Here is an 11,631-nt window from a genome sequence, read left to right on the forward strand (position 1 = left end):
CCGCCGTCAGGCGGTGGAGGGGGCAAGCTTCAAGCACGCTGGATGGAGTCACCCCCTCCACCACTTCGTGGTCCCCCTCCCCCGTGAAGAACGGGGGAGGATACAAGGCGCAACGAAAGGCCCCTACCCCACCGCCAGGCGGGCCTCGTCGGCGTTCAGCCAGTCCGACAGGGTCCGGGCCATCTGGTTCACATCGATGGGCTTGGCGAGGTGGCCGTTCATCCCGGCTTCCAGACAGGTCTGCACCTGTTCGCGACCCACATTGGCGGTCAGGGCGATGATCGGAATCCGCCCGATCCCGCCGCCCAGCCCGCGAATGGCCCGCGTGGCGTCCAGCCCGTCCATGACCGGCATGTGCACGTCCATCAGCACCAGGTCATAGGCGTCCTGGCGCACCGCCTCCACGGCCTCGGCGCCGTTCTCCACCGTGTCCACCGTCAGCCCCATGCCGCCCAGCAGCACGCTGACCAGCTCCCGGTTCGCCGGGGCGTCGTCAGCCATCAGGATGCGCGCCGCGCCGATGGCGCGCACCGCCTCGCCCTCGGCCTGATCCTCCGCCCCGTCCGCCATGGGCAGCGGAACCTGGAACCAGAAGGTCGAACCCTCGCCCGGCGTCCCGAAGGCGCTGATCTCGCCGCCCATCATCTCCACCAGCTGGCGCGAGATGGCCAGGCCCAGCCCGGTCCCGCCGAAGGTCCGCGTGGTCGAGGCGTCCGCCTGGGTGAAGCGGTCGAACAGCTGCTCCACCTGGGCGTCGGACACCCCCACGCCGGTGTCCTTCACCGACAGCGACAGCCACACCCGCCCGTCCGTCCCCGGCTCGCAGGATGCGGTCACCGTCACCCCGCCCTCGGTCGTGAATTTCACGGCGTTGGACAACAAATTCAGCAGAACCTGCCGCAACCGCCCCGAATCCCCGATCAGGCCCGGGGGCAGGTCCGGGTCGGTCTCCAGCTTCAGGTACAGGCCCTTGGCCCGGCACTGGCCCTCCATCAGCTCCACGCCCGCCTGGGCCAGGGCCAGCGGGTCGAACCTGTGCGGGTCCAGCTCCACCGCCCCCGCCTCCAGCTTGGAGTAGTCCAGAATGTCGTTGATGACCGCCAGCAGGGCCTCGCTGCCCGCCGCGATCCGCTCCACATAGCGCCGCTCCTCGTCGCCCAGCGACCGGCTCTGGCCCAGCAGTCCGGCGAAGCGACCACGCTGGTCAGGGGCGTCCTCAGTTCGTGGCTCATGTTGGCCAGGAACTCGCTCTTGGCCTTGGCCGCCGCCTCGGCCCGATCCTTCGCCGCCGTCAGCTCGGCCTCCAGCACCTTGCGCGGGCCGATCTCGCGGATCACCGCGATCAGTTCGCCTTCCGGGTCGTCCTCCGCCACCTTGCGGAAGCTGCCCTCCACCCACACCGGCTCACCGCCCTTGGGCTGCACCCGGTACTCCAGAGTCGCGCTCTTGCCGGTCCGGTGCACCTCGGCCAGCACGCGCAACAGCCTGGGCCGGTCCGCCTCGACCAGGAAGTCCTGGGCCTTGCGCCCGATCATCTCCTCGCGGCTCAGGCCCAGGATCTGCTCGCCGGCCGGCGACAGATAGGGGCACGTCCCGTCCGGCCGCACCCGGCAGATCACGTCCGCCATGTTCTCGGCCAGGAGACGATAGCGGCTGCCCTGCCGACGACTCTTCTCCAGCGTCTGGACCAGTTCGTCCTCCAGGGCCTTGCGGTCGTCGATGGTGCGGATGCAGCACACCACCTCATGCTCGCCCCGGCTGTTCTGCACCCGCTGCATGTTGTTCTCGGCCCAGCGGATCTCGCCGTTCCGGTGCTGGGCCCGGTACTGCACCCGGCGCGGCTCGCCGGTCTTCAGCACCTCGGCCAGGGCGTTCAGGAAGATCGGCCGGTCTTCCTCCAGCAGGAAGTCCTGGGCCTTCTTCCCGGCCATCTCCATCGGTGACCAGCCGATCACCCGCTCCACCGCCGGCGAGATGTAGTTGCTGCTGCCGTCCGCCTTCACCCGGGTGATGACGTCGCTGATGTTGTCGGCCAGCAGGCGGTAACGGTTCTCGTTCCTGCGGGCCCGGTTCAGGGCCTCCTCCCGGTCGGTGATGTCCTGATAGACGCCGAACAGGGCGGTCACCCGCCCCTGTGCGTCCGACTGGGTCACCGCCTGCGACTGCACCAGGCGCACCTCCCCGTCCGGCCGCACGATCCTCAGCTTGAAGGCGTAGGGCTCGCCTGTCTCCAGACTGCCGCGAACCTTGGCCTCCGCCTCGGCCCGGTCATCGGGGTGATAGAGGGCCAGGGCGTTCGCCACGGTCAGCTCGAAGCTGTCCGGGTCCACCCCGTGCACGTGATAGACCTGCTCCGACCATTTCAGTTCGCCGGTCAGCGCATCCACGCGCCAGTGGCCGACCCCTGACACGGCCTCGGCCATGTCCAGCATCTCCAGGCTCTCGCGCGCCGACAGGGCTTCCTCGCGCTTCTCCAGCATGTCGGCGGCCAGCTGCGCCATGCTCCTCAGCGCCTTCAGCTTCGCCTCATCCGGCCGGGGCCTCGGCTTGTCGTCCAGCACGCACAGCGCGCCAACGTTGCGCCCGTCCCGCGTGGTGATGACCGCACCGGCGTAGAACCGCACACAGCCATCGCCGGCCACATGGGGGCTGTTCTCGAACCGGGGATCCAGGCTGGCGTCCTCGACCACCAGCACGCCGCCCTGCCCCAGCTCCACCGCATGGGGCGTAAAGGCGGTCTCGCGGTCCACCTCCGCCACGTCGATGCCCAGACGCGACCGGAACCGCAGACGATGCCCGTCGGTGATCGACACCAGCGCGGCGGGCGCCTCGAACAGGGTCGCCGCCAGACTGGTCAGCCGGTCGAACGGCGACGCCTCGCCGGTCTCCGCCTGTTTGGTGTGCGAGTCTCCGTCCGACAAACACCGTCCTCCCTGGCGCGGGAGATTGGCGCCATAAGACAAAGGCTTTCTTAGCGAGCGCGGTTTTTTCTACCGGGCAGGCCCCGCTCCGCCATCCATTCGGGCGCCTCGAAGTCCAGGGCGTCCTCGGGCTCGTTCAGGGTCATTTCGTTGATGGTCTGGCCCCGGATCGACACCCCGGCCCGGTGCACGCTCTCCGGATCGCCCGAGATCAGCGGATGCCAGTCCGCCAGCCCCCGCCCCTCATGCAGCCGGCGATAGGCGCACGACTTCGGGATCCAATTCAGACCCCCGATATTGGCGGGGCTCAACTTCACACAGTCCGGCACCTGGGCCTGCCGCCCGGCGTAGTCCGAACAGGCGCAGGCCGTGGAATCGAACAGCTTGCAGTGCACCCGCGTGGGGATCACCTCGCCGGTGTCCTCATCCTCGAACCGCACCAGACAGCACAGCCCGCACCCGTCGCACAGGCTCTCCCACTCGGCGGCGGTCATCTCCTGCAGCGACTTGGTCTCCCAGAACGCGCTCACGTCCGCGCCCCCCGGGCGCCTACACGCCCGACCGTCCTGCAACCCACCGAAAACGAAACCAATTCCATCGCGCCCCCCCATATCCGTAATCACCGCCGATGTCGCGGGGGGATGGACGAGCGGGGAAAGAAGGGCGGACCCGCCTCCGGCGCGGATCAGGCCGCCAGCACAGAGGCGTCGGCCCCGTCCTGCATGGCCCGGTTCGCCGACACCTGGAACCGCCGGATCAGCCGATGCAGCTCGGCGGCGTCGCGCAGCAGATTGTGGCTGGCGGCCGTGGACTGCTCCACCATGGCGGCGTTCTGCTGGGTCGTCTGGTCCATCTGATTGACGGCCACATTGACCTCGGCCAGGGCGCTGGACTGCTCCTGCGCGGAGGCCACGATCTCAGCCACCATCTCGTGCAGCGCGCCGACCTGCCCGACGATGGTGACGAGCGACTGTCCCGTCTGGTCGACGAGGCCCACGCCCTCACGCACCTGGCTCGATGAGGTCGAGATCAGGGCGTTGATCTCCTTGGCGGCCGTGGCGGATCGCTGGGCCAGCGCCCGGACCTCGGTGGCCACCACCGCGAAGCCCCGGCCGGACTCGCCTGCGCGCGCCGCCTCGACACCCGCGTTGAGGGCCAGCAGATTGGTCTGGAAGGCGATTTCGTCGATCACCCCGATGATCTGGCTGATCTCGTCGGATGATTTCTGGATCTCGCCCATGGCGGCCACGGCCCGTTCGACCAGTTGGCCGCTGGCCTCCGCATCGCGCTGGGCCGCGCCGGCCCGGGCGCCCACGTCCTGCGCCCGTTGGGACGTGCGCGAGACGGTGGCCGTGATCTGGTCGAGGGCGGCGGCGGTTTGCTCCAGGGCGGCGGCCTGCTGCTCGGTGCGCCGGGACAGGTCGTCTGCGGCCGCCGAGATCTGGGTCGCGCCCTCGTGGATGGTGTCGGCGTTGGCGTCGATGTGGGTCACCGCCTCGTCCAGGTCCTGGATCGCGGCGTTGTAGTCGCTCTGCAGCACGCGATAGGCCTCCGGGAAGGCGCTTGTGATGCGGTAGCTCAGGTCGCCCTGCTTCAGGGCGGACAATCCCGCCGCCGTCGCCTGAACCACCTCGAGCTGCTCGGCCTGGACCTGGGCCTCACGGTCGGCGGTCTCGGCGCGCAGGTCATCGGCGGCGGTCCGGCTCGCCGCTGCGGAGGCCAGCGCCTCGTTGGCGCGGTCGGCGGCGGCGGTGGCCTCGGCGGTCCGTTCCGAGGTCACCCGGAACATGGTGACGACGCTGGCGGCCACCCACGCGAGGACGCCGGCCTCCACCAGCAGGATGACGGCGTGGAAGATGACCCGCTCCAGACTGGCCGAGCCGGGAAACACCAGGCTGGGCAGCAGGAAGCTCAGGGTCAGATGGTGGATCGCCACGGCGGCGGTCCCGGCGGCGATGGCGCGCCAGTCGCAATAGATGATCGTGACCGCCAGGGCCGCGAAATAGGCCATGTGCATGTCGATCTGGTACTCGTGCCCCTTCAGGGCGGACACCATAAGCGACACCTGACCCACCAGCAGGATGACCGACAGGATGCGCCCGGCCTGGTTCACGCCCAGCAGCCAGAACACCGCCGTATGGGCGGCGGCCAGGCCGACCATGCTCATCACGGCGGCCGAAAGGACGAACTCGCCCCCTAGCAGGCTTGCCGCCGCACTGATGGCCGTCAGGACCCAGCTCAGGCCCAGAAGGATGAGTCCGCCCCCGTGCCGCTGGGCGGCGAGGTCTTTCGGTTGCCAGATCATGATGTCCAGTTTCCAGGTGTGAGGCATCCGGCGACGGCCGGATCAACAATCAGCCAGGCCCCCGCCGCTTTCAGCTCGTCCATCAGGTGCGGGCCGCCGTAGACCACTCTCACGAGTTCGGAGCTGTCCTGCGGGCTCACGACGCCGATGGCCGAGACCACGGCGTCCGACCGCGCGGCCGTCCACCAGGGCGGGAACACGACGGCGACGATGTGGGGGTCTCGGGGCTGGGCCGCGACGCCAGCGGCCGGCGCCAGGGAGATCAGGATGGCGGCGCCCACCAGCAGGGTCGCCGCAAAGGGGCGGCGACGTTGTGCTGAAACAGTAATTCTCGACGCGACGCCCATTCTCGCACTTGGCCTTCAGGCCTTTAAAATTCTCATAATCCCCAAGGGGAGTCAGCCATCCACAGAATGTGGAACATAGGGCGAACATTCGCTCGACCAGGACGGATCGGCGTCGTACCAAGGGCTCGGGTCGGCGGCTTCCAGACGGAGACCGCCGTGAGCGAAACCATCACCATCATCCGCCGCATGGCCGAGGCCGCGAACGGCGACCTGGGCGCCGACTTCCGCGCCGGCCTGTCCGTGGGCCTCGCCGAGGCCGAACGCCAGCACCCGGGGTTTCTGGACGGGTTGCGGCGGACGGAGGGCGAGCGACCGCTGGCGAGCATCGCCCGACGCGCGGCGCTGCTGCGAAGGGAGGGCTAGGGGCAGGGAAAACGGCGCTTCATACGGCCCGTCACTGCCCCCTCAGCCCCTCGCCCCCGGAATTGCACCAATTGCACCAATTGCACCGTGCACTTCCCCGACGTCCGCCCTTGCCCCCGGCCCCCGTTCCGCTAAGCCTGTCCCCGTAACCCGGGGGCCGTTTCATGATCCGTCTGCTGTCTGTCGTCGCGCTGGTCTGCGGCCTGTTTCTGGCGCCTGCCGCCCAGGCCCAGGCACAGGCGCAGGACCTGTTTCCGGGGGCCAATCTGGACACGGCCATCCCCGCCCCCGAAGGCGTCATCGGCCATCCGGTGGGCGAGCGGCTGACGCCGGTGGCCGACATTCATCGCTATCTGGAGACCCTGGCCGAAGCGGCGCCGGACCGCATGGTCACCGGCGAGTACGGCCGCACCTGGCAGGGGCGGCGGCTGATCTGGGCGGCCATCTCCTCGCCCGAGAACATCGCCCGGCTGGACCAGATCCGCGCCGCCTCCCGCGCCCTGGCCGACCCGCGCACGACCGATGCGGCCACGGCCCAGCGGCTGATCGCCGAGACCCCCGCCATCGTCTGGCTGGCCTATTCGGTGCACGGCAACGAGGTCGGCCCCGCGGAGGCCTCCATGGCCGTGGCCCGCCACCTGCTGGCCGCCCGGGGCGATCCCCGCATCCAGCGCATGCTGCAGGATACCGTGGTGGTCCTGATCCCCACGCAGAACCCCGACGGCCGCGACCGCTTCATCAACGGCTACCGCGCCGGCCAGGGGCTGGAGTCCGATCCCGACGTCCAGTCGGTGCAGGGCCGCGAGCCCTGGCCCAGCGGGCGCTTCAACCACTATCTGTTCGACCTGAACCGCGACTGGTTCGCCCAGACCCAGCCCGAAACCCGGGGCCATGCCGCCCTGCAGATGCAGTGGAAGCCCCAGGTGGTGGCCGACATCCACGAGATGGGCACCGACCAGACCTATTTCTTCCCGCCCGAGGCGGACCCCTTCAACCCCCTGTTCACCCCCAGCCAGCTGGCCATGCGCGAGGTCATCGGCCGGGCCCACGGCCAGGTCTTCGATCAGGCGGGCATCGCCTATTTCACCCGCGAGTATTTCGACGCCTTCTACCCCGGCTACGGCGACAACTGGCCCGGCTATTCCGGCGCCATCGCCATGACCTACGAGCAGGGCTCGGCCCGGGGCGACGTGCGCCGCCGCTCGGACGGCAGCCTGCTGACCCTGTTCGAGACGGTGCGCAGCCAGTTCCTGATCTCGCTGTCCACCATCGACGCGCCGCCGTGAACCGGCAGCGGCTGATATCCGACTTCCACGCCTATCACGCCTCGGCCATCGACGAGGGGCGCCGCCTGGGGGCCATCCTGCTGCCGCGCACCGGCTTCGACCCCGCCGCCGCCGACCGCCTGGCCCGGTCCCTGGCCTCGCAGGGCGTCGAGGTGGGCGTGGCCGGAGCGGGCTTCTCCGCCTGCGGCTCCCACGCCGCCGGGACCTATGTGATCGACCTGGCCCAGCCCGCCGGGCGACTGGCCCGGGTGCTGCTGGACCCCTCGGTCAGCCTGCCCGCCGACTTCACCGCCGAGCAGGAGCGCCGCCGCGCCCAGGGGCTGGACCACCAGCTCTATGACATCGCCGCCTGGGCCCTGCCGCTGGCCTACAACACCCCGGCGATCCAGTGCCGCAGCCGCCCCGGCGTGGCCGTCACGCCCCTGTCCGGCGACGCGCCCCTGACCGGCGGCGTCATCGACGGCCGGAGCGCTGCCGCCTGGATCGTGCGTCCCGGCCTGTCGGGCATGCGCTTCCTGACCGCCGCCCTGCGGGACGGCCTGAACGTGCGCGCGCTGGAAGCCGGCTTCACCCTGGACGGCCGCGACTGGCCCGCCGGCTCGCTGGTCCTGACCCGGGGCGCCAACCCGGATGACGCCCCCGCCCGAATCGCCCGCATCGCCACGGACACCGGCGCCGTCGTCGAGGGTGTCGCCGACACCTGGGTCACCGCGGGCCCCAGCCTCGGCTCGGACCGCGCCTCGGTGGCCCGCGCCCCGCGCATCGCCATGGCCTGGGAGACGCCCACCGGCCCCACCTCGGCGGGCGGCCTGCGCTGGATGATCGAGCGCGAATACGGCTATCCGGTCACCATCATCCGCACCGCCCAGATAGCGGGTTCGGACCTCAGCCAGTACGACGTCATCATCCTGCCCGACGGCGGCGGCTACGCCGCTGCGCTGGGCGAGCGGGGCGTGGCCGGTCTGCGCGACTGGGCCCGTCAGGGCGGGGTTCTGATCGGCGTCGGCGGCGGCATGGGCTTCATGTCCGAGCCCGGCTCACAGATGCTGGCCACCCGGCTGGAGAGCCGGGTCGCCGACGAGGACGCCGAGGCCCCCGCTCCCGCCGACGAGGCCACCGTGCCCGGCGTGATCCTGACCAGCCCGGACCAGCTGCGAAACGTCGTCCGCCCGGCCGAGGGCAGCCCGGACTCCATCCCCGGCATCCTGCTGCGCGCCACGACCGACCCTGACCACTGGCTGGCGGCCGGGGTGGCGCCGGAGCTGAACATCCTGGCCTCGGGCTCGGAGATCTACGCCCCCCTGCGGCTGGATCAGGGGGCCAATGTGGTGCGCTTCGCCGGTCCCGACGACCTGCTCGCGGCAGGCTACATCTGGGACGAGAACCGCGCCCAGCTGGCCTACAAGCCCGCCGTGGTGGCCCAGTCTCTGGGCTCAGGCAGCTGATCGGCTTCGCCCACGACCCCTCGGCGCGGGGCTTCATGCGCGGGCTGGACGTGCTGTTCCTCAACGCCGTGTTCCGGGGGCCGTCGCACACCCGGTGATGCCTGGGCTCAATGGCTGACGGTCTTCGAGAAGACGTTGATGACGATGACGCCGCCGATGATCATGGCCAGGCCGAGGATGGCCGGGGCGTCCAGCCGCTGCTTGAACACCACCCAGCCGATCATGGCGATCAGCACCACGCCCATGCCGCTCCAGATGGCGTAGGCGAGGCCAACGGGGATCTCCCGAAGCGCCACCGACAGCAGATAGAAGGCGGTCAGATAGCAGCCCGCCATGCCGACGGTCGGCACGGGCCGGGTGAACTGCTGGGAGGCCTGCAGCAGGCTGGTGCCCACCACCTCCAGCAGGATCGCGGCCCCCAGCGCCAGCCAGGTGATCGGGCTCACTTCGCCGGGCCGGTCAGAAGCGCGCCGATGGCCCGGCGCTGGTCCGGGGTCACGTCGAACAGGCCGAACAGGTCCGACATCCACAACCCATTGGCCAGAAGCCGCAGCATCAGGCGTCGTCCCGCCCCGCCGGATCGACCGGGTCATCCTCGGCCAGTACGTCCGTGCCCGCCCGCCACCGCCGCGCCAGCGCCGGGTCGATGGCGCAGGCCACCAGCGCCGCGCGGCCCAGCACCAGATCCTGCTCGTCGCCCGGATTGTCCACGCTGACCCGCATGGCGGCCCGGGCGTTGCGGTTATAGGCCTCCGGATCCTTCGCAGCCTCGGCCCGCACCTCCTCCACGTGCTGGCGGGCCAGCTCGTCGATCATGCCTTCCAGCAGCGCGGCCTTGGTGGGGAAGTGATGCAGCAGGGCGCCCTTGCTGACCGGCAGGCGCTCGACCACCGCGTCCAGGGTCAGGGCCAGCGACCCGCCCTCGGCGGCCACGGCGATGGCGGTGTCCAGGATCAGCTGGCGGGTCTGTTCGGCGGTGCGGCGGGGGACGGGGATCATGGACGTCCATACCGACTGGACGGTTGGACCTCAAGCCGCCGAGACGGTGGCCATGGCCGCCCCGGATGACGTATAGGGCGCGCCTCCCCATCTGACGGAACATCATGGCCGCCAAGAACGCCTCAAGACCGCCCCTCATCGCGCTCAAGGACATCCGCCTGCAGGACGGACCCCGCCCCCTGTTCGAGGGGGTCGATCTGGCCATCGAGCCGCGCATGCGCGGCTGTCTGGTGGGCCGCAACGGCGCCGGCAAGTCCACCCTGATGCGGCTGGTCATGGGCATGATCGAGCCGGACTCCGGTGACCGCACGGTCCAGACCGGCACCCGCTTCGCCTATGTGCCGCAGGAGCCGGTGATCACCGGCGAGACCCTTCTGGACTACGCCGTCTCCGGCGGGGCCGAGCCCTGGACCGCCGAAAGCTGGCTCGAGACCTTCGGCCTGTCGCCCGCCAAGGCCGCCACCGGCCTGTCGGGCGGCGAGATCCGCCGCGCCGCCCTGGCCAAGGCCTTCGCCGAGGAGCCCGACGTCCTGCTGCTGGACGAGCCCACCAACCACCTGGACATCCTGGCCATCGAGCGGCTGGAGCAGGAGCTGGCCGCGTCCCGCATGGCCGTGCTGACCGTCAGCCACGACCGCGCCTTTCTGAACAAGGTCACCAACACCTGCTACTGGCTGGAGGGGCGCCAGGTGCGCACCCTGAACCGGGGCTTCGAGCATTTCGACGCCTGGGCGGATCAGGTCACGGCCGAGGAGGCCGAATCCCTGCGCCGCCTGTCCAAGGCCATCGAGGCCGAGACCCACGCCTTCTACCGCTCCATCACCGGCCGCCGCACCCGCAACGAGGGCCGCGCCCGCCAGCTGCGCGCCATGCGCGCCGACCGCTCCGAGCGTCTGCGCGACCAGCCCCGCGAACTGTCCCTGGACGTGGATTCCGGCGGCCAGTCCGGCAAGCGGGTGGCCGAACTGCGCGGGGTGACCAAGGCGTTCGGCGATCGGGTCATCCTGCCGCCCTTCACCACCCGCATCCTGCGCGGCGACCGCATCGCCATCGTCGGGCCCAACGGCGCCGGCAAGACCACCCTGGTCAAGCTGATGCTGGGCGAGCTGGAGCCCGACTCCGGGTCGGTCAAGCTGGGCGTGGGTCTGGAGCCGGTCTATCTGGATCAGGCCCGGGCCGAGCTGACCGGCGACATGACCCTGCGCGACGCCCTGACGCCGGGCGGCGGCGACTCCATCATGGTGCGCGGCACGCCCAAGCATGTGGCCGCCTACGCCAAGGACTTCCTGTTCACCGACGGCCAGCTGCGCCAGCCGGTCTCGACCCTGTCCGGCGGCGAGCGCAACCGGCTGCTGCTGGCCCGCGCCCTGGCCCAGCCCGCCAATCTGCTGATCCTCGATGAGCCCACCAACGACCTGGATATGGACACGCTCGACCGGCTCGAGGAGCTGCTGGCGGACTATGACGGGACCCTGATCCTCGTCAGCCACGACCGGGATTTCGTCGACCGCCTGGCCACCTCCACCATCGCCCTGAACGGCCGGGGCGGGGTTGTGGAGACCCCCGGCGGCTGGACAGATTTCGTGCGCCAGAACCCGGGGTTCCTGAGCGAAGACAAGGCGTCCACCGCCGCGCCCGCCGCTCCTGCGAAGCCGGCGGCCGCCAAACCGGCCCCCGCCGCGCCCACCCGCAAGCTGTCCTACAAGGACGCCCGTCGGCTGGAGGAGATCGAGCGGCTGATGGCCGAGGCGCCCGCCGCCATCGCCGCGAAAGAGGCGAAACTGGCCGACCCGGACCTCTACGCCCGCGACCCCGCCGCCTTCCAGCGCCTGACCGACGAACTGCAGGCCCTGCGCGACCAGATCGACGCCGCCGAGACCGAATGGCTGGAGCTGGAGGAGAAGAAGGCCGCGCTCGCGGGGTGAACCAGGCCTTCCTCCCCCGCCTGCGGGGGAGGGGGACCAT

The 11,631-nt window shown here is 70.5% G+C and carries 12 protein-coding genes; 4 read left to right on the top strand and 8 right to left on the bottom strand.

The features are described from left to right. Positions 1-123: 123 nt before the first annotated feature. From MBEBAB_RS15860 to MBEBAB_RS13345, 5 genes are all read right to left on the bottom strand, one after another. Positions 124-993, bottom strand: coding sequence for an ATP-binding protein (locus tag MBEBAB_RS15860; RefSeq protein ID WP_021698516.1), 870 nt, complete (start codon positions 991-993; stop codon positions 124-126). After that, a complete protein-coding gene (locus tag MBEBAB_RS17780) occupies positions 993-2,921 on the bottom strand; it encodes a PAS domain-containing protein (protein ID WP_021698517.1) in 1,929 nt (642 codons plus the stop codon). Before MBEBAB_RS17780 ends, MBEBAB_RS15860 begins: the two co-directional genes overlap by 1 nt. A 50-nt stretch (positions 2,922-2,971) precedes the next feature. After that, positions 2,972-3,451: a YcgN family cysteine cluster protein gene (locus tag MBEBAB_RS13335; protein WP_021698518.1), complete on the bottom strand. Its 480-nt coding sequence runs from the start codon at positions 3,449-3,451 to the stop codon at positions 2,972-2,974. A 155-nt stretch (positions 3,452-3,606) separates the two neighbouring features. Next, the gene (locus MBEBAB_RS13340; RefSeq protein WP_021698519.1) at positions 3,607-5,226 is read right to left on the bottom strand and encodes a methyl-accepting chemotaxis protein; all 1,620 of its coding nucleotides are present in this window, start codon (positions 5,224-5,226) and stop codon (positions 3,607-3,609) included. Continuing rightward, positions 5,223-5,573 carry a hypothetical protein gene (locus tag MBEBAB_RS13345; protein WP_045319383.1) on the bottom strand — a complete coding sequence of 117 codons (351 nt, stop codon included), beginning with the start codon at positions 5,571-5,573 and terminating at the stop codon, positions 5,223-5,225. The genes MBEBAB_RS13340 and MBEBAB_RS13345 overlap by 4 nt, the downstream gene beginning before the upstream one ends. A gap of 156 nt (positions 5,574-5,729) precedes the next feature. Between MBEBAB_RS13345 and MBEBAB_RS13350 the strand changes: the two genes are divergently transcribed. The 3 genes from MBEBAB_RS13350 (at position 5,730) to MBEBAB_RS15870 (ending at position 8,667) form a co-directional block, all read left to right on the top strand. Further along, positions 5,730-5,936: a hypothetical protein gene (locus MBEBAB_RS13350; RefSeq protein WP_021698521.1), complete on the top strand. Its 207-nt coding sequence runs from the start codon at positions 5,730-5,732 to the stop codon at positions 5,934-5,936. 164 nt (positions 5,937-6,100) lie between these two features. Then, on the top strand, positions 6,101-7,222 hold the full coding sequence (locus MBEBAB_RS15865) for a M14 metallopeptidase family protein (protein ID WP_081703540.1): 1,122 nt from the start codon (positions 6,101-6,103) through the stop codon (positions 7,220-7,222). After that, entirely contained in the window at positions 7,219-8,667 is a 1,449-nt protein-coding gene (locus MBEBAB_RS15870) for a hypothetical protein (RefSeq protein WP_081703541.1), read from the top strand. The genes MBEBAB_RS15865 and MBEBAB_RS15870 overlap by 4 nt, the downstream gene beginning before the upstream one ends. 107 nt (positions 8,668-8,774) lie before the next feature. Here MBEBAB_RS15870 and MBEBAB_RS13360 read toward each other — a convergent pair whose 3' ends face one another. From MBEBAB_RS13360 to MBEBAB_RS13365, 3 genes are read right to left on the bottom strand one after another with little or no spacing between them, the layout of a single operon-like run. After that, positions 8,775-9,113: a DMT family transporter gene (locus tag MBEBAB_RS13360; RefSeq protein WP_021698523.1), complete on the bottom strand. Its 339-nt coding sequence runs from the start codon at positions 9,111-9,113 to the stop codon at positions 8,775-8,777. After that, a complete protein-coding gene (locus MBEBAB_RS18730; RefSeq protein WP_373852948.1) occupies positions 9,110-9,223 on the bottom strand; it encodes a hypothetical protein in 114 nt (37 codons plus the stop codon). The genes MBEBAB_RS13360 and MBEBAB_RS18730 overlap by 4 nt, the downstream gene beginning before the upstream one ends. Further along, positions 9,223-9,666 (bottom strand): TetR/AcrR family transcriptional regulator, encoded by a 444-nt coding sequence (locus MBEBAB_RS13365; protein ID WP_242397176.1) that lies wholly within the window; start codon positions 9,664-9,666, stop codon positions 9,223-9,225. Before MBEBAB_RS13365 ends, MBEBAB_RS18730 begins: the two co-directional genes overlap by 1 nt. A gap of 104 nt (positions 9,667-9,770) precedes the next feature. On the opposite strand from MBEBAB_RS13365, the gene MBEBAB_RS13370 reads away from it, so the two are divergent. Further along, entirely contained in the window at positions 9,771-11,591 is a 1,821-nt protein-coding gene (locus MBEBAB_RS13370) for an ABC-F family ATP-binding cassette domain-containing protein (protein ID WP_021698525.1), read from the top strand. Positions 11,592-11,631: the final 40 nt, after the last annotated feature.

Origin of the sequence: Brevundimonas abyssalis TAR-001, from assembly GCF_000466985.1 — a bacterium.
In the GTDB taxonomy this organism is placed as follows: domain Bacteria; phylum Pseudomonadota; class Alphaproteobacteria; order Caulobacterales; family Caulobacteraceae; genus Brevundimonas; species Brevundimonas abyssalis.